General features: G+C 72.3%; 17 protein-coding genes. 5 read left to right on the forward strand and 12 right to left on the reverse strand.

Going from position 1 to position 17,619, the window contains the following annotated elements; all coding sequences use genetic code 11:
- Window positions 1-3: 3 nt before the first annotated feature.
- Window positions 4-1,077 carry a polyprenyl synthetase family protein gene (locus NI25_RS01395; protein WP_061440653.1) on the reverse strand — a complete coding sequence of 358 codons (1,074 nt, stop codon included), beginning with the start codon at window positions 1,075-1,077 and terminating at the stop codon, window positions 4-6.
- A 152-nt stretch (window positions 1,078-1,229) separates the two neighbouring features.
- Here NI25_RS01395 and NI25_RS01400 point away from each other — a divergent pair, with 152 nt between their 5' ends.
- Window positions 1,230-3,215, forward strand: a complete 1,986-nt coding sequence (locus tag NI25_RS01400; protein ID WP_061440654.1) for a TerD family protein — start codon at window positions 1,230-1,232, stop codon at window positions 3,213-3,215.
- A gap of 80 nt (window positions 3,216-3,295) precedes the next feature.
- Here the strand turns inward: NI25_RS01400 and ykgO are convergent, their stop codons facing one another.
- The 5 genes from ykgO to NI25_RS01425 all read right to left on the reverse strand — a co-directional run bounded on the left by ykgO (window position 3,296) and on the right by NI25_RS01425 (window position 7,401).
- Window positions 3,296-3,418 carry a type B 50S ribosomal protein L36 gene (gene ykgO, locus NI25_RS01405; protein WP_003978293.1) on the reverse strand — a complete coding sequence of 41 codons (123 nt, stop codon included), beginning with the start codon at window positions 3,416-3,418 and terminating at the stop codon, window positions 3,296-3,298.
- 29 nt (window positions 3,419-3,447) lie between these two features.
- Window positions 3,448-3,612, reverse strand: coding sequence for a 50S ribosomal protein L33 (rpmG, locus tag NI25_RS01410; protein ID WP_019330754.1), 165 nt, complete (start codon window positions 3,610-3,612; stop codon window positions 3,448-3,450).
- Between the two features lie 104 nt (window positions 3,613-3,716).
- A complete protein-coding gene (locus NI25_RS01415; protein ID WP_061440655.1) occupies window positions 3,717-5,054 on the reverse strand; it encodes a M20/M25/M40 family metallo-hydrolase in 1,338 nt (445 codons plus the stop codon).
- Complete coding sequence (locus NI25_RS01420; RefSeq protein WP_061446692.1) at window positions 5,051-6,445, reverse strand: cytosine permease; 1,395 nt, start codon at window positions 6,443-6,445, stop codon at window positions 5,051-5,053. Before NI25_RS01420 ends, NI25_RS01415 begins: the two co-directional genes overlap by 4 nt.
- 2 nt (window positions 6,446-6,447) lie before the next feature.
- Complete coding sequence (locus NI25_RS01425; protein WP_061440656.1) at window positions 6,448-7,401, reverse strand: DUF1177 domain-containing protein; 954 nt, start codon at window positions 7,399-7,401, stop codon at window positions 6,448-6,450.
- 131 nt (window positions 7,402-7,532) lie between these two features.
- On the opposite strand from NI25_RS01425, the gene NI25_RS01430 reads away from it, so the two are divergent.
- Window positions 7,533-8,375, forward strand: a complete 843-nt coding sequence (locus NI25_RS01430; RefSeq protein WP_061440657.1) for an IclR family transcriptional regulator — start codon at window positions 7,533-7,535, stop codon at window positions 8,373-8,375.
- A gap of 60 nt (window positions 8,376-8,435) precedes the next feature.
- Complete coding sequence (gene pepE, locus NI25_RS01435; protein ID WP_061440658.1) at window positions 8,436-9,161, forward strand: dipeptidase PepE; 726 nt, start codon at window positions 8,436-8,438, stop codon at window positions 9,159-9,161.
- A 58-nt stretch (window positions 9,162-9,219) separates the two neighbouring features.
- Here pepE and NI25_RS01440 read toward each other — a convergent pair whose 3' ends face one another.
- Genes NI25_RS01440 through NI25_RS01465 form a run of 6 tightly spaced genes read right to left on the reverse strand, consistent with a single transcriptional unit; the run spans window position 9,220 to window position 15,301 of the window.
- The gene (locus NI25_RS01440) at window positions 9,220-10,095 is read right to left on the reverse strand and encodes a phosphogluconate dehydrogenase C-terminal domain-containing protein (RefSeq protein ID WP_061440659.1); all 876 of its coding nucleotides are present in this window, start codon (window positions 10,093-10,095) and stop codon (window positions 9,220-9,222) included.
- Window positions 10,095-10,895, reverse strand: a complete 801-nt coding sequence (locus NI25_RS01445) for a sugar phosphate isomerase/epimerase family protein (RefSeq protein WP_061440660.1) — start codon at window positions 10,893-10,895, stop codon at window positions 10,095-10,097. Before NI25_RS01445 ends, NI25_RS01440 begins: the two co-directional genes overlap by 1 nt.
- Window positions 10,895-11,680: a triose-phosphate isomerase gene (locus NI25_RS01450; RefSeq protein WP_061440661.1), complete on the reverse strand. Its 786-nt coding sequence runs from the start codon at window positions 11,678-11,680 to the stop codon at window positions 10,895-10,897. Before NI25_RS01450 ends, NI25_RS01445 begins: the two co-directional genes overlap by 1 nt.
- Window positions 11,680-12,189: a ribose-5-phosphate isomerase gene (locus tag NI25_RS01455; protein WP_061440662.1), complete on the reverse strand. Its 510-nt coding sequence runs from the start codon at window positions 12,187-12,189 to the stop codon at window positions 11,680-11,682. The genes NI25_RS01450 and NI25_RS01455 overlap by 1 nt, the downstream gene beginning before the upstream one ends.
- 11 nt (window positions 12,190-12,200) lie before the next feature.
- Entirely contained in the window at window positions 12,201-13,937 is a 1,737-nt protein-coding gene (locus NI25_RS01460) for a dihydroxyacetone kinase family protein (protein ID WP_061440663.1), read from the reverse strand.
- The gene (locus NI25_RS01465) at window positions 13,934-15,301 is read right to left on the reverse strand and encodes an MFS transporter (protein ID WP_061440664.1); all 1,368 of its coding nucleotides are present in this window, start codon (window positions 15,299-15,301) and stop codon (window positions 13,934-13,936) included. The genes NI25_RS01460 and NI25_RS01465 overlap by 4 nt, the downstream gene beginning before the upstream one ends.
- Window positions 15,302-15,537: 236 nt before the next feature.
- On the opposite strand from NI25_RS01465, the gene NI25_RS01470 reads away from it, so the two are divergent.
- Together NI25_RS01470 and NI25_RS01475 are read left to right on the forward strand one after the other, a co-directional pair.
- Window positions 15,538-16,299, forward strand: a complete 762-nt coding sequence (locus NI25_RS01470; RefSeq protein ID WP_061440665.1) for a FadR/GntR family transcriptional regulator — start codon at window positions 15,538-15,540, stop codon at window positions 16,297-16,299.
- Window positions 16,300-16,391: 92 nt separating this feature from the next.
- On the forward strand, window positions 16,392-17,615 hold the full coding sequence (locus tag NI25_RS01475; RefSeq protein ID WP_061440666.1) for a cytochrome P450: 1,224 nt from the start codon (window positions 16,392-16,394) through the stop codon (window positions 17,613-17,615).
- The last annotated feature ends 4 nt before the right edge of the window (window positions 17,616-17,619 follow it).

Here is a 17,619-nt window from a genome sequence, read left to right on the forward strand (position 1 = left end):
GTGTCAGGCGGCCCGTTCGACGCTCCATCGCGGCAGTCGCTCGAAGAAGGCGACGGCGTCCTCGCGCCAGCGCGGACGCCAGCTTTCCGCCACCAGGCGGGCCCGTTCGGCGTACTGCCGCATGTCGGCGCGCATCCGGTCGGCGACGCCGGCCCGCTCGGCGATCGCCCGGATCTCGGCGATGGTCTGCTGTGTGCAGGCGGGGTCGCCGAGGGCCCGGTGCACGAAGTCCCGCTCGGTGCCGCTCACGGCGGACAGCAGCCGGACCACGGTGTAGGTGTGCCGGCCCTCGCGGATGTCGGTACCGGTCGGCTTTCCCATCGCCTCCGCGTCGCCGAACAGGTCCAGATAGTCGTCGCGCATCTGTCCGCAGATCCCGAGCAGGCGCGCGTAGTCGCTCAACCCGGGCTCGTGGGCGTCCGGTCGCTCGCCCGCGGCCAGGAGGCCGAGACGCAGGGGGGCCAGGACCGAGTAGCGGGCCGACTTGTGGTCGGCGACGGCGTGCAGGACGTCGTCGTCCGGGGGTGCGGCGGTGAAGTCGCGTTCCAAATCGACGATCTGGCCGACGAAGGTGTCGGCCGCGGCCCGGGTCTGGACCTCGACCATGGCCTGGCGCACCTCGGTGGGAAGCCGCGCCTCCAGCAGAACACGCAGGGAGAGGGCCAGGGCGAGATCGCCCGCGAGCACGGTGAGGGCGAGCGCGGCGCGGGGATGCCGGGGGAACTTCTCCCGGTAGGCGTAGTACGTGGTGGGGCCGCCCCTGCGGGTGGCGCTGTCGTCGATGAGGTCGTCGTGCACCAGGCCGTGGGTCTGGAGCAGTTCGACGCTCAGCGCGGCGGCGTCCAGCCCTTCGACCGGCTCGGCGGTCACCAGGCGGGCGGCCTCGTGCAGCAGGACGACCCGCATCCGCTTGCCGCCGCGCAGCGACAGGTCGCGCAGCAAGTTCACGCAGTCCGGGGTGAAACGGCTGAATGACGGGGTGTCCAGGGTCGCCCCCAGGGTGTCGAAGTACTGCGCGAAGAGCGTGTTGAACCGGCGCTCGTACCCGGCGACGCGGGCCGGCGGCTGCTCGGTCATGACGAAGTCCTCCTGTGGGCGGGGCGGATGACGCGCTCCGCAGTGTGTCAGGGCGGGCCGGGGGGTGTGCGACGCGGGTGGACAAGACCGCGAAACGGGAGGAATGGGCGTTGGAGTTGAAGGAGATGTGGATATGCCTCCATCCTTCCTTCATGTCTCTCGCGTCTGCCCCCTCCGACCTGTCCGACCTGCGCGACTACGCCTTCGAATGGGCGTTGGTCGACGTGGAGACCTCCGGCCTCGTACCGCGCCGCGACCGGGTGCTGTCCGTGGCCGTGGTGACCCTGGGCCCGGACGGCGAGCAGACCGGCGAGTTCTCCACTCTGCTGGACCCCGGCTGCGATCCGGGGCCGGTGCACGTGCACGGACTGACGGCGGAGCGGCTGCGCGGGGCGCCGGCCTTCGAACAGGTGGCGGAGCGGATCGGGGCCCTGCTGGAGGGCCGGGTGCTGGTCGCCCACAACGCCCAGTTCGACTACGACTTCCTCGCCCACGAGTTCGCACGGGCCGGGCTGCGGCTGCCCGTGGACAGGCGGCTGTGCACCCTGGCCCTGAACCGGCGCGTCGACCCGCCGACCGACGACCTGAAGCTCGGCACGCTCGCCGCGCACTACGGCGTGCCCCAGCTCAAGGCGCACGACGCGCTGGACGACACGCGGGTGCTGGCGGGGGTGCTGCGCGCCTCGCTGCGGGCGGCGGCCGGGCTCGACCTGCCGCTGCCCCTGGTGGCCTGCCCACCGCGGCAGGACCCGCGGTTCGCACCGAAGCCGCCGAAGACGCCGTGCGCCTTCCGCAACCCGGGGCGGCTGACCCCGGGCGGGCCGCTGGTGCAGGGCATGAAGATCGCCGTCACCGGGGAGACCGGGACCGCCCGCGCTGACCTGGTGCTGCGGGGCGTCGCGGCGGGCCTCAACATGATGGGCTCGGTCAGCAGGCACACCAGTGCCCTGGTCGCCAACGAGCCCTCCGGGGGCTCGGCCAAGGCGCGCCGGGCACGTGCCGAGGGCGTCCCGGTGATCGACGAGTCGGCCTTCCTGCGGCTGCTCGGCGACGTCCGCCCCGGCACCCCGCACGAGGGGGCGGCGATCCCGGAAACCGCGCGGCCCCCGCACCCCGTACCGGCCCCGGAACCCGCGCGGCCCCCGCACCCCGTGCCGCCGACCCCGGCAGCCGTACCGGACCGGGGACTCGCGCCGGTCCGGGAACCCGCACCGGCTCCGGAGCCCGCGCCCCCGTCCTCCCCCGCGCTCCCGGCCGTGCCGGCCCCGCGTGAACCCGACGCGGGCGGGGCCGCCGGTCCGAAGCCCGGCGCGAAGCGCTCCGCGAAGCCGCGCGGGCCACTGACCGGGCGCCGGGTCCTCGTGCTCGGCGGCACCCACCCCGACGCGGTGGCCGCCCGCACCCGTGTCGTCGAACTCGGCGGAGCCGCGGCCATCAACCTCTCCGCCGGTGTCACCGACGTGGTCGTCCTCGACGGCGGCCACGGCGACCGCCGCCTGGCGAGGATCACCGAACTGCTCCTGCCCGTCCATGACGCCGCGTGGCTGGTCGCACCGGTGGTCACGCAGGCGTCCGGGGCGGAAGGCCGGCGTGCGGCCGCCCATGTGCTGCCGCGCGGCGGTGTGGTCGACCTTCCGCTGCCCAGGGGCCGGGGACCTGCGGACCGCTGGACCGTCACCGCCTCCTGGGCCCAGCAGACGGCGTGCGAGATCGACGTGGTGGCGTTCGTGCTGGACGAGGACGAGCAGGTCTCCTTCGACGAGGACTTCGTCTTCTACGGCGCCCCGGAGAACCCGGGCGGCACGGTGCGACTGCTGAGCGACGGGCCGACCGAGCAGACCGTCAGCGTGGACCTCGCGACGCTGCCGCCCTCGGCCCGCAAGGTCGTCGTCGCCGCGGCGATCGACGGCTCCCCCGCCTTCGGCGACGTGGGCGCGCTGCACATCGTCTCCGGCCCCGGCACCAGCGCGGCCGCCCTCGCCCAGGCCACGCTGGACGCCGCCACCACCGAACGCACGATGCTCCTGGCGGAGATCTACCGGCGCGGGGAGAGCTGGCGGCTGCGCGCCGTCGGGCAGGGCTACGACCACGGCCTCGGCGCCCTCGCCCGGGGGTACGGCGTCGACGTGACCGACTGACCCCGGCCGCGTACCCGAACGGACACGCCTCGGCCCGGCCCCCCGTCGGCAGCGGGGACCGGGCCGTAAAGCGCGGCCGCTCAGCCCTGGCGGGCCTTGAAGCGCGGGTCCTTCTTGTTGATCACGTAGGTGACGCCACGGCGGCGCACCACCTGGGCGCCGGGCCGGGCCTTGAGGGCGCGCAGTGAGTTTCGGACCTTCACGACTGCCTCCTCCTGTTCCTCGGCGCCGTTCAGCGTTCCTCGCGGAACGGCACGTGCTCCCCCGCCACCGGGTCGTACTTGCGCAGGACGAGCCGGTCGGGGTCGTTGAGGCGGTTCTTGCGGGTGACGTAGGTGACGCCGGTGCCCGCCGTCGACTTCAGCCTGACGACCGGGCGTGCGGTGCTGCGTGCCATGGTGCTCCTTCCGACCGCGGCGCGGGCTGCCGTTCTGTCCCGCGCATGTCAGTCACCGGACACAACACGGACGGCCGCGGGGGCATTCCCCACGGCCGTACCGGTCAGCACTGCTGCCACAGCCGCGTCATCACCCGCACCCCGAAACGCAGGCCGTCCAGCGGCACGCGCTCGTCGACGCCGTGGAACAGCCTGCCGTAGTCGAGGTCGTGGGGCAGCTTGAGCCCCTTGAACCCGAAGCAGCGGATGTCCAGCTTGGTGAAGGCCTTGGCGTCGGTGCCGCCCGGGTTGCAGTACGGCACGGGGTGGCCGTCGGGGTCCTCGGCGCGCACGGCGGCACACATGGCGTCGACGAGCGGGCCGTCGAAGGAGGTCTCCATGGCGATGTCGTGGTTGACCCACTCGCGGGACACCGAGGGCAGGAGCAGGGCGTCGATCGTGTCGATCAGCTCCTGCTCGTGGCCCGGCAGGAAGCGGCCGTCCACGCGGGCGGTGGCCCGGCCCGGGATGACGTTGGTCTGGTAGCCGGCCGTGAACATGGTCGGGTTGGCGGAGTTGCGCAGCACGACCTGCATGAAGTCGGCCACGTGGCCCAGCTTGGCCAGCTCTGCGTCCAGATCCTCGGCGTTGAGGTCGAGGTCGACCCCCTGGAGGCGCGCGGCCTCGGCGAGCAGGGCGCGCACCGGCTCGATCAGGCGGACGGGGAAGGTGTGGCGGCCGATGCGGGTGAGGGACTCGGCGAGGTCGGTGACGGCGTTCTCGTCGTTGGGCGACGAACCGTGTCCGGCGCGGCCCGACGCCGTCAGCTCCATCCACGCCATGCCGCGCTGGGCGTTCTCGATCGGGTAGAGGCGCCGAGTGTCGTCCAGGGCGTAGCTGAAGCCGCCGCCCTCGCCGATCGCCTCGGTGACCCCGGCGAACAGCTCGGGCCGGTGCTCCACCAGCCAGTGGGCACCGAACCTGCCGCCCGCCTCCTCGTCGGCGAGGAAGGCGAGGACGATCTCGCGGGCGGGCCGGGTGCCGGTGCGGGCGAAGTGGCGGGCGGTGGCCAGCATGACCGCCACCGTGTCCTTCATGTCGATGGCGCCGCGGCCCCACAGGTAGCCGTCGCGGATCTCGCCGGAGAACGGCGGCACCCGCCACTCGGCCGCGTCCGCCGGTACGACGTCCAGGTGGCCGTGGACCAGCAGGGCACCCCGGGAGGCGTCGGCGCCGGGGATGCGGGCGACGACGTTGGCGCGGCCCGGGGCGCTCTCCACCAGCTCGGAGGCGATGCCCGCCTCGGCGAGCTTCGCGACGACCCAGTCGGCGCAGGCGCGCTCGTCGCTGGTCGGGTTGGAGGTGTCGAAGCGGATCAGCTCCGCGCACAGGCCGACGACTTCCCGCTGGGCCTCCTCGGAGGCCGGAACGGTGGGAACGGGACTGGGGACGGTGGTGCTCACGGTGCTCCTACGGTGGCCGTGCCGGAGGCGGCCGGGGTGGGTTCGGCGGTGTCGTCCAGGGCTGTGGTGCCGTACGCCCTGATCCAGCCGGCGAGGCCGAGGACGCAGTAGAGGACGAAGGCGGTCAGCAGGGAGTTCAGGGCGGGGATGCCGCCGTCGTAGAACTTTCCGACGCAGAAGGCGACCGCCCAGATGACCAGGGACATCGGCACCCAGGTCGGCGAGGTGGCGGGCAGGGTCTCCGCGGCGCGGGTGGCGTCCAGTGGCGCCCGCATGCGGCGCACCACCCAGTACTCCGCGACGATGATGCCGCCCACCGGCGGGATGGCGACGCCCAGCACGGACAGGAAGTCGGTGAAGTGGGTCATGATGCCGACGGCGGAGAGCAGGGTGCCCGCGATGCCGAGGACGATGGTGACCGCGCCGCGGTGCACGCGCTTGCCGAAGACGACCTGGAAGAAGTTGACGACGCCGAGCGAGGAGCCGTACAGGTTCCAGTCGTTGATCTTCGCGGTGGACATCAGGACGACGAGCACGCCGAAGACGCCGGAGGTGGAGAGCACGATCTGGGAGACCTGGCCGCTGCCGACCATGTGCCCGAGCAGCACGCCGGTCAGGCCGACGATGTACTCGGAGAGGATCATGGACGAGGCGCTCTGCAGGAAGACGTGACTGCCCTTGCGGTTGTAGCGGGTCATCTCCGGGGAGACGATCGCGCCGGTCATGAAGCCGCCCGCGATGGCGGTGGCGGCGACCGCGAGCGGGATGCTCTCGCCGGGCGCCGGGGAGTGGATCAGCTCGGAGAAGGAGTGGTCGCTCAGCGCGTCGGTGACCGACCAGGCGACCATGGCGAAGAACAGCGGCGTGACGATCTTCGCGAAGACGGCCATGTACCGGAAGCCGAAGATCACCAGCACGGTGATCCCGACCCCGGCGGCCGTGCACCACAGCCAGGAGGGGCCGCCGACGAGCGCGGACACGCTGTCGCCGAAGATCGTGTTCTGCACGCCGAACCAGCCGACGAGGCTGACCGAGATGACCAGGCTGACCAGGGCCGATCCGTTGCGGCCGAAGCCCGCCCAGCGGGTGAGCAGCGGGGTCGCCAGACCCTCGCGCATGCCCGCGAGGCCGATCGCGAAGATCACGACTTCCAGGATCACCGCGCCGAGGGTGAAGGCGAGGAACGCGTCGCCGAAGGTCATGCCGACGCCGATGGTGGCGCCGAGGGTGAACTGCGAGATGGAGCCGGACTGCGCGAGCCACTGCAGCAGCATGGTCCAGAAGCCGAGCCGCTTGTCGCGCGGGACGCGGGAGAGGGCGTAGTCGTCGCTGCCCACGGCTCCCGTGGCCGCTCGCGCCGATTCCGCGGCGGTGTTCTTGTCCATGGCCATGATCACGACCCCCCGGGTTCGCGGCCGAGGGTCTGCAGCCGGGTCAGCGAGCCGTAGCGGGACACGAGGGCGTCGAACTCCTGGTGGTCGTGGAAGTCGAGTTGTCCGCCGCCGAAGGCCTTGGCGGTCTCGACGGCGAACCGGGCGGCGGCCGCGATGTCGGTCTCGTGGCTCGCGCCCGTCTGGCAGCCGGGCACCGCCGCCGCCGAGGTGATCGCGAGGCCGACCACCGGAGCGGCCGTCGCCGTGGCCGGCTGCAGGATCGAATTGATGTGGTGTACACCGTTACCGTACGGGGTGATGTCCTGGGTGGTCACCGGGTACGTGACCAAGGGCTCACCGGTGACGACGGCCAGCAGCTCGCCGAGCCGCTCGCTCACCTTGAGCACCCAGCCCTCCTTCACGGTGGGCGACAGGGCGAGGCCCTTGTGGTTGACGATCCGGTTGCCCTTGGTGGTGTCGACGGAGAGCACGGCCTCCATCTCGCCGGTGACCTCGTGCCGGTTCATGGTCGCGATGTCGACCGGTGAGTCCATGAAGGGGACCGGGTCGTGCGGTGCGGTCGGGGCGTTCGGGCAGATGTGCGTGGCCACGATCACGTCGCCGTCGAGTACGTCGCCCCGGCGCCGCATGTCGAGGAGCTTGGCGGCGGTGGCGAGCGCCGCGACGGCGCCGTCCGCGTCGGAGACCAGCCCAACGGCCTCCGGGCGTGCCCCGACGCCGCCGAGGCGCCCCACCACGCCGAGCGTCCGCGCGGTACCACCGCTGCTGCGGCCCGCCCGGCCCGGTATGCGCACGAGCACGAAGTCCGTCGAGCCGCGCTCGCCGGTGACGGTGGTGACCTCGGCGCCGGAGCCCTCCGGGCCCGCCACGGAGTCGAGGTGGGCGGCGACGCGCTTGCCGTCGACGTCGGGATCGTCGAGCAGATCCACGAGGTCCAGGACGTACTTCAACATGGGCAGTTCTCCTGATCCGCACCGGGGGCGGTGCTCACAGCAGGTTCGGGATCGACTAGCGTTGTCCGCAACTGTTTCCCGTTATCTGCAATACGAGTCTGAATGGCGAGATGTGAAGGAGAGGAGCCGTCATGCCCGGTCGCCCCGTTGAGCCCCTGGACCGCCGGACACCGGCCGGGGCGCTGCAGACCGTCGACCGCGCCCTGCTGGTGCTGCTGGCGTTCGAGCGCACCCGTCCGGACTGGGGGGTCACCGAGATCGCCGCCGAGTTCGGCTGGGACACCTCGGTCGCCCAGCGGCTGCTCTCCACCCTCGCGGGCCGCGGTTTCCTGGTCTCCGACCCGGCGACCCGCCGTTACCGGATCGGCCCGGCCGCCCTGCGCCTGGGGCGTCTCTGGGAGCGTTCGGGATCCCTGGAACTGCTCGCGGAACCGGTCCTCCAGGAGTTGCGGGCGGCGACCGGCGACACGGTGCTCTTCTGCCTGCCGGACAGCTTCCACATGCGCTGTGTCGCGGCCGTCGAGGGCGAGGAGGGACCGCTGCGCTACTACCCGCTGGTCGGCGAGCTGTATCCGGCGCACGCGGGCGCCACCAGCAAGTCGTTCTACGCCTTCCTCCCCGACGACCAGCGCCACCGGCTCTTCCGCGGGCGCCCGATGGCACGCTTCACCGAGCGCACGGTCACCGATCCGGACCAGCTGGAGCGCGAGTTCCGCACCGTCCGCGCGCAGGGCTACGCGTGGACGGTCGGCGAGTACGACGCCGGCATCGGAACGGTCGCCATGCCGGTGTTCCTCGGCTCGGAGCCCTACGGCAGCCTCAGTCTCGGCGCCGCCAAGGAGCGCTTTCCCGAGGGGCCCGAGGACCGGCTGGAGGTGCTGCGCCGGGCCGTCCGGCTGCTGGAGCAGCGGCTGACGCATCCGCCCCAGCACCACCGACGCCCGCGTTCGCCGCGCACGCCTCCCAGCGCCTGACCCACCGCTTCACCCGACCCACCCGATCCGCCCGATCCACCCGTCTGCGAGGACCGACCCGTGAATCTTCTGCTCCTGTCCAACTCCACCCAGCACGGCCGCGGTTACCTGGAACACGCCCTCGACACCGTGACCGGCTTCCTGCCCACCGGGGCCCGGCTCGCCTTCGTGCCGTACGCGCTCGCCGACCACGACGCGTACACCGCCCGGGTGCGCGGCGCGCTGTCCGGCGCCGGGATCGAGGTGCGGGGCGTGCACGAGGGCGGCGATCCGCTCGCGCGGCTCGGCGAGGCGGACGCGGTGTTCGTCGGCGGCGGCAACTCCTTCCGGCTGCTGTCCGCGCTGTACCGCACGGGGATGCGAGAGGCGCTGATCAAGGCCGTGGCCGGCGGGCTGCCGTACATGGGGGCCAGCGCCGGGACCAACATGGCGGCGCCCTCGCTGCGCACCACCAACGACATGCCGATCGTCGAGCCGCCGTCCTTCGAGGCGCTCGGGCTGGTCCCGTTCCAGATCAATCCGCACTACCTCGACCCGGACCCGGCCTCGACGCACAAGGGCGAGACCCGTGAGGAGCGGCTCCGGGAGTTCCTGGAGGAGAACGACGTACCCGTGCTGGGCCTGCGCGAAGGCTCCTGGCTGCGGGTGGAGGGCGAGAGGGCCGTGCTCGGCGGCGAGCGCGACGCCCGGCTGTTCCGGCGGGGAGCCGAGCCGCGCGAGCTGGCGGTGGGCTCGGACCTGTCCGAACTGCTCGCGGTGCGGGGCGGGTTCGACATCCGATCCTGACAGCACGCGCGACGCCGGAGGCCCGTGCGGGTCTCCGGCGTCGGCCGTACGGGGTGGGTCAGCGCTTGATCTCCTTGATCTTCAGCATGCGCGTGATGACCTTGTCCAGCTCCTCGTCCTCGAAGACCTTCTTCCAGTCCTCGCGCACGATGGACTCGCGGCCGTAGTCCATGGCGATCAGGCAGGCGTCCGAGAACGGGTTGGAGCCCTTGAGGGTGTTGGCGAGGGCGACCTGGGTGTGGCCGAGCAGCATCGCGCGGGCGGCCTTCTCGGGGACGCCGACGGTGTGGACGGTCTCGTGCAGGGCCTCGGTGAGCAGGGCGCCGACCATGCAGGCGATGGTCTCGACGAGGGTCGGCTCCAGGACCGCGAGCTGCTTGACGGTGACCCAGTGGACGTCGACGACCGGGGCGTACATGACGCGGATGACGGAGTCGGCGAGTTCCCGCTTGGCGGCGTCCCCGCCCTCGTAGGCGGCGACGACCTCCTGCGGGGCGGCGATGCCGCCGAAGGTGTCCTGCCACTCCTCCTTGGTGGTGCGCTCCAGGAACACCGAGGGGTGGCAGGGGTGGGCGCAGGCGTAGTGGATGTCGTCGCGGGCGAGGAGCAGACCGGCGTAGGCGGCGGCCGGGTCGAGGGTGAGGACGACGGTGCCCGGCTTCATCAGCGGCACCAGTTCCTCGGAGACCTTGCCGAGGACCACGTCGGGCACGGCGAGGATGACGACGTCGGCCTCTGCTGCGGCCGCGGCGGACTCCGTCAGTTCACGCCCCAGGCCGCGGATCAGCTCCTGCCCCTTGGGCGACGCCTCGCTGAAGAGCACCCGGAAGTCGCTCTCGACCAGGTTGTTGGAGACACGCTGGCCCATCTTGCCGGCGGCCCCGATGACGGCGACGGTCGTGACGTCGGCCCGGGTCTGGATCTCGGTGGCCATTACTCGCTCCTCAGGAGGGTGTTGATGCTGTGTTGCGTCCACTGGTGTTCGAGCCGGGCGGTGGCGTCGTAGCCCTCGTCCTGCCACGGGAGCCAGTGCTCCACGATCTGGTTGACGCCGCGTTCCTCGGGTCCGACCGCGGCGATCATGGCGTCGTAGTCCAGGAGGCCCTCGCCGAGCGGGCAGCCGGCGTAGGTGAAGCCGACCCAGCCGTCGCGACGGGTGAAGGCGAAGTCCTTGACGTGGATGTTGACCACGTGGGGCGCGGTGGCGGCCACGACGTCGGCGGGTCGTTCGAGCCGGGCGACGCTGTTGCCGGGGTCGAGGACGATGCCGAGGTGCGGGTCGTCGACGGCGCGTACGACGCTCACGAGGTCGTCGGTGGCGACCTGTTCGTAGGTCTCCAGGCCGAGGGTGACGCCCGCGGCGGCGTAGCGCGGCACCGCTTCCTTCAGGAGGGCGACCGCCTCGGCGGTGCCCGGTCGGTGGTCGGCCGTGTTGAGCATCGAGCGGACCAGGGTCACGCCCAGTTCACCCGCCGTGTCGAGGTACTTGAGCAGGTGCTCGGGGCGGATGCCGCGGGTGCCGAGTTCCAGGGTCAGGCCGAGGTCGTCGGCGGTGGCTCGGAGGTCGGCGAGTCGCGCGCGGTCGTAGGACTCGATCGGCGCGTAGTCGCAGATCTGGAAGACCTCGCCGCCGAGTCCGGCCGTGTCGCGCAGCATCGCGGGCAGGGACATGGGCTCGGTGGCGCGGGCCGAGACGCGCCAGAAGTAGGCGTAGGTGCTGATGCCGTACGCCATCACGCCACCGCCGCCGGGGTCGTGGCCGGGGAGCGGATCTCGTCGAGGACGGCCTCGACGTTCGCCGGGTCGTGGGCGAAGCGGCCGAGGAAGAGGCCTCCGACGGTACCGTCCAGGCGGGTGAGCAGACCGGGGCCGGCGCTGCCGCCGTAGATGACGGTGGAACCGGCGTGCCGGGGCTGCGAGTCGAGCCAGCCGCGCAGGGCGGTGCAGACGGTCGCGATGTGGTCGGCGGAGGCGGGCCGCGGGGCACCGATGGCCCACTGCGGCTCGTAGGCCAGGACGACCGCGCCCTCCAGCCCGGCGAGCAGCCGCTCCGCCTCGGCGACCGTGCGGGCCGCGGCGTCGGCCGGGTCGGCCTCGTCTCGTTCGCCGACGCACAGGACGGGCGTGAGGCCGTTGCGCAGGGCGGCGGCGGTCTTGGCGGCGACGACGGTGTCGCCCTCGCCGTACAGGCGGCGGCGCTCGGCGTGGCCGACCTCGGCGTAACGGCAGCCGATCTCCTTGAGAAGGGGGCCGCCGACCTCGCCGGTGTAGGGGCCGGTGTCCTCGGTGGCGATGTCCTGTGCGCCGAGGGCGACGCCGTAGGGGGCGAGGATGCCGGTGGCCGGGACCAGGGCCGGGAAGGCGGGCAGGACGAAGAGGCGGGCGGCACCGGAGGTGACGGCGGGGTGGCGCTCGGCGAGGGCCGCGATCCTGCGGGACCAGTTGAGCGTCTGGTGGTGGCCGAAGTACATCTTGAGGCTCACCCCCAGCAGGAGGGGGGAGGCTGCGGGGGCGGGCATCAGGCGGCCGCCCCGTCACCGGCCGCGCTCCCGTCGCCCGGGGTCCCGTCGGCGGTCTCGTAGTCGCTCATCAGCTGGACCTTGGCGGCCGACGCCGAACTCTCGTCGAAGCGGTAGGTGAGCCACTCCGCGGCCAGGCGGCGGGCGAGTTCGAGGCCGACCACGCGCTGGCCGAAGGTCAGGACCTGGGCGTTGTTGGAGAGGATCGCCCGCTCGACGGAGAAGGAGTCGTGGGCGGTGACGGCCCTGATGCCCCTCACCTTGTTGGCGGCGATGGCGACGCCGAGGCCGGTGCCGCACACCAGCAGGGCTCGGTCGGCGTCGCCGCGGGCGACCATCTCGGCGGCGGCGATGGCCACCTTGGGGTAGGCGGTGTGTCCGTCGGCGTCGACGCCGACGTCGGTGACCTCGGCGACCAGGGCGCTGTCGAGGAGGTCCTGCTTGAGGGCTTCCTTGTACTGGTGGCCGGCGTCGTCGGAGCCGACGACGATGCGGAGCTTGTCGGTCATGGCGGCTTTCCTCAGTGGTCGAGCAGTGCGCCGTGGACGGCGCGGGTGATCAGGGCGAGCGAGTGGGCGCCCGCGTCGGGGGTGCCGAGGGACTTCTCGGCATGGGGGCGGGCCCGTCCCCGGCGGGGCAGCAGGTCCGCGGTCCCGGCGGCGGCCGCGGTCGCGACGGTGGCGGCCCGGTCCCAGGCGCCGGTGAGGGACAGCCCCTCGGCGGTGGCGGCGGCGAGCGCGTCGGCGAACGGGACCAGGACGTCCACCATGGTCTTGTCTCCGGTCTCGGCGCCGCCCAGCCGGCGTACGGCGGCGGAGGCCTCCGTGACCCCGTCGGCGACCCGGCGGGCGTCGGGGGCGTCCTGGTCCCCGAGGGCCGTGCCGAGCGAGCGCAGGATCATGCCCCACAGGGCGCCGGAGGTGCCGCCCGCCTTGTCGGCCCAGGCGTCGGCCGCACGGGCCAGGACGGTGCCCGCGCCCGCGCCGAGCCCGTGGGCGTCGGTGGCGGCCCGGTGGGCGGCGGTGGAGCCGCGCCGCATGCCGATGCCGTGGTCGCCGTCGCCGGCCACCGCGTCGATGCGGCCGAGTTCGTCGGCGTGGGCGTCCACCACGCGGGCCACCGCGTCCAGTGCGGCGAGGACGGTGGCGGCCGCCTCGCGGGAGGCGTCGGAGGCCGGGGGTACGGCGGTGGCGGCGGGTACGGCGGTGTCCTGGACCTGTGTGGTCACGGGCGCCTGCTCCGGGGTGCCGAGGGCGCCCTTGCGGTAGGCGGGCGTGTCGGCCGGAGCCCGCCACAGCTCCTCCAGCCGGTCGTCCAGCCAGGTCAGGGTGAGCGAGACGCCGGCCATGTCGAAGCTGGTGACCAGTTCGCCGACCTCGGGGTCGACGATCTCCACGCCAGCCTCGCCGAGGAGTGCGGCGACCTTGCGGTAGACGACGAACAGTTCCTCGTACTTGACGGAGCCGAGGCCGTTGAGGATGACGGCGGCGCGCTGTCCGGCCGCGTCCGCGACGTCCTCGGGGAGTTCCTTCAGCAGTGTCCCGACCAGCAGCCGGGCCGCCTCGTCGGCGGTGGGCAGCGCCTCCTCGCCGATGCCGGGCTCGCCGTGGATGCCGAGGCCCACGGCCATGCGGGCCTCGGGGACGGTGAACAGGGGGTGATCGGCGCCGGGCAGGGTGCAGCCGGAGAAGGCGATGCCGAAGGAGCGGGTGCGGGCGCCGGCCCGTTCGGCGACGCGCAGTACCTCGTCCAGCGGCAGGCCCTGCTCGGCCGCGGCGGCGGCCGCCTTGAAGACGGGCAGGTCACCGGCTATGCCGCGCCGCTTGGCGGACTCGTCGGGGCCCGCGCTGGAGATGTCGTCGGCGACGGCGAACGTGCGGGTGTCGATGCCGTCGGCGGCGAGCCGCTCGGCGGCCTGTCCGAAGTGCAGGACGTCACCGGCGTAGTTGCCGTACATCAGCAGGACTCCGGCGCCGCCGTGCGCGGCCCGGGCCACCGAGTGGATCTGCCGGGCGGAGGGGGAGGCGAAGACGTTGCCGACGGCCGCGCCGTGGGCGAGCCCGCGGCCGACCAGCCCGGAGAAGGCGGGGTAGTGGCCGGAACCGCCGCCGATGACCACGGCGACCTGACCGGCCGGTGTGGCCGCGGCCCGGACGACTCCGCCGGTGACCGGCCGCACCCAGCGCCGGTGCGCGGCGGCGAAGCCCTCCAGCGCCTCGTCGGCGAAGGCGGCCGGGTCGTTGAACAGGCGGGTCATCCTATGGCCTCCTTGGCCTGGTGCTCGGCGGCTGCGGCCGGTTCGTCGGTGCTGTGGCGCACGGCGAGCAGGATCATCAGTGCGGCGGAGAGCAGCATGAAGAAGCCGACGAGGTAGAGCGGTACGTAGTAGGCGCCGGTCCAGTCCTTGAGCCAGCCGGTGATGTAGCTGGACGCGAACCCGGCGATGTTGCCCGCGGTGTTGATGAGGGCGATGCCGGCCGCGGCGGCGGCTCCGGTCAGGAACCGGGAGGGCACCGACCAGAAGACCGGCAGGGCGGCGAAGATGGCGCAGGCGGTCACGGTGATGACGGCGACCGTGGCGGTCGGGGACCCCATGTAGAGGGCGAGCGGGATGGACACACCGCCGACGACGGCCGGTCCGGCCACGTGCCAGGTGCGGGTGCCGTGGCGGGTGGCGTGCCGGGTCCAGAAGAAGAGGACGATCGCGGCGGGCAGGTACGGGATGGCGGTGATCCAGGCCTTGTCCATGACGCTGAACGTGGTGTCGTACTGGTCCTGGAAGCCGTTGATGATGGTCGGCAGGAAGAAGGCCAGGGCGTACAGGCCGTAGACGAAGCCGAAGTAGACGGCGGCGAGGATCCACACGCGTCCGCTGCTGAAGGCCTTCTTGAGGTCGCCCTTGGCGTGCTTGCCCTCGTGGCCGGTCTTCCGGGCGTTCTCGGCGGCGAGTTCGGTGGTCAGCCAGTCGCGCTCGGCGGGGGTGAGCCACTTGGCGTCGGCGGGCTTGTCGATCAGGTAGAACCAGGCGACGACGCCCAGAATGATCGCGGGCAGCGAGACGAAGAGGAACATCACGCGCCAGCCCTCGAGGCCGAACAGGCCGTGCCGGCCGATCAGCCAGCCCGCGAGCGGAGCCCCGAACACCGTGGTCAGCGGCTGGGCCAGGTAGAACAGGCCCAGGATCTTGGTGCGGTGCCGGGAGGGCACCCACTGGCTGAGGAAGAGGATGGCGCCGGGGAAGAACCCGGCCTCCGCGACACCGAGCAGGAAGCGGAGCGTGTAGAGCTGGCCGCTGCTGCTGACCCACGTGAAGAGCAGGGAGACGATGCCCCAGGTCACCATGATCCTGGCGAGCCAGCGGCGGGCCCCGAAGCGGTGCAGGGCCATGTTGCTGGGGACCTCGAGCACGATGTAGCCGAGGAAGAAGATCCCGGACGCGAAGCCGAACTGGGCGGCGGTCAGGGCGAGGTCCTGGCCCATGCCGTTCGGTTCGGCGAACGAGACGGCCGTGCGGTCCAGGTAGTTCACGAAGAACATCAGCGCCACGAACGGCACGAGGCGGACTGAGACCTTCTTGATGGCAGTTCTCTCGACTGCCGCGGATGGCGCTTGGGCACCCATGGCGACTCCTCGGCTCGCCCGGACAACTCCGTCCGGGTTGGGTCACACCGGGCGGTCCGCCACGAAGGCGGCCGACCGGTTCGTCTTCACGCTATGCCTCCGGAGCCAAATTGGTCACCAATTTACCAGTGTGGCGAGGTTCATAGATCTTCCCTTGACCCGACTCTTGACAAACCACACCCGAAAACGCCATGAACTGCCTGGTCAGCCGCGTACGCGCGGCATCTGGTTGACTGGTGACCGTGACCAGTCAGCCTGATCAGCACAACTCCGCCGCCACGCCCGACCTCGCGCAGCTGCTGCGTCCCGTGGTGCGCGAGTCGTCCGTGAGCGAGGTCGCCAAGCGGCTCCTCGACCACCTCTCGGCCGGCGACATCCGGCCCGGCACCCGGCTGCCCGCGGAGCGCCAGCTGGCCGAGGCCCTCGGCGTCGCCCGCTCCAGCGTGCGCGGCGCCCTCTCGGCCCTGGACGTGCTCGGGATCATCGAGATCCGCCCCGGCTCCGGTTCCTACGTGCGCGAGGGCACCTCGGAGTTCCTGCCCCGTGCGATCAACTGGGGCCTGATGCTGGGCCAGCGGCGCACCCAGGACCTGGTCGAGGTCCGCACGTACATGGAGGGCGTCTCGGCCCGGCTGGCGGCCGAGCGGGCGAGCGACGAGGACGTGGCCCGGCTGGAGGAGCACCTGCGGCACATGCGGGACGCGGGCGGGGACGTGACGGCGTTCATCGACGCCGACATCGCCTTCCACCTGGAGACGGCCCGTATCGCCCGCAACACCGTGCTCAGCGACATCCTGCACAGCATCCGGGCGCTGCTCCAGGTCTGGATGGAGCGCGTCAGCGACATCGAGGGGACGGTCAGCGGCACGCTGTGCGAGCACGACGCGGTGCTTCAGGCGATCCGTGCCCGTGATCCGGAGGCGGCGGACCGGGCGATGGCCGAGCACATGCGGATGGCCAGCGCACGGCTGCGCGCCTCGGTGGACGGCGAGGCCTGACCCGGCCCGAACCGCCGCTCCGCGCGGTCTGTCGAAGACACCATGTCGTCAATAGCCTGGTGGGAAAAGGCCGTTGTCGACCGAGGAGTCTCATGTCCACCGCGCAGCAGGTCCCCGACATCCTCTCCCCCGAGTTCGCGGCGAACCCGTATCCGGTCTACCGGATGATGCGGGAGAGCGCGCCCCTCATCCGGCACGAGGCCACCCGGAGCTGGGTCGTCTCGCGCTACGAGGACGTGGAGCGCGTCTTCAAGGACCGCGCCGGTCAGTTCACGACCGAGAACTACGACTGGCAGATCGAACCCGTGCACGGCCGGACGATCCTCCAGCTCAGCGGCCGGGAGCACGCGGTCCGGCGCGCGCTGGTCGCCCCGGCCTTCCGCGGGTCCGAACTCCAGGAGCGGTTCCTGCCGGTGATCGAGCGCAACTCCCGTGAGCTGATCGACGCGTTCCGGCACACCGGCCGCGCCGACCTGGTCGCCGACTACGCCACCCGGTTCCCCGTCAACGTCATCGCGGACATGCTGGGTCTGGACAAGGCCGACCACGACCGGTTCCACGGCTGGTACACCTCGGTCATCGCGTTCCTGGGCAACCTCTCGGGGGACCAGGAGGTCGCCGCCGCCGGTGCGCGCACCCGCGTGGAGTTCGCCGAGTACATGATCCCCATCATCCGGGAGCGCCGCGAGAAGCCGGGCGACGACCTGCTGTCCACGCTGTGCGCCGCGGAGGTGGACGGAGTGCGGATGAGCGACGAGGACATCAAGGCGTTCTGCAGCCTGCTGCTCGCGGCGGGCGGCGAGACCACCGACAAGGCGATCGCCGGCATCTTCGCCAACCTGCTGGCCCACCCCGAGCAGTTGGCGGCCGTGCGCGAGGACCGGAGCCTGATTCCGCGTGCCTTCGCCGAGACGCTGCGCTACACCCCTCCGGTCCACATGATCATGCGTCAGACGGCGACGGACGTCACGCTCAGCGGCGGCACGATACCCGCCGGCGCCACCGTCACCTGTCTGATAGGAGCGGCCAACCGGGACGAGAGCCGCTACCGCGACCCGGACCGCTTCGACATCATGCGGGACGACCTGACCACCACCACCGCCTTCTCGGCCGCCGCCGACCATCTCGCCTTCGCGCTCGGCCGGCACTTCTGCGTCGGGGCGCTGCTGGCGAAGGCCGAGGTGGAGACCGGGGTCGGGCAGCTCCTGGACGCCCTGCCCGACCTGCGCACGGAGGACGGGTTCGAGGTCGTGGAGCGGGGCGTGTTCACCCGGGGCCCGCAGTCGCTGCCGGTGCGGTTCACCCCCGCTGCCTGACGGG

The sequence above is a fragment of the Streptomyces sp. CCM_MD2014 genome (assembly GCF_000772045.1).
Lineage (GTDB): Bacteria > Actinomycetota > Actinomycetes > Streptomycetales > Streptomycetaceae > Streptomyces > Streptomyces salinarius.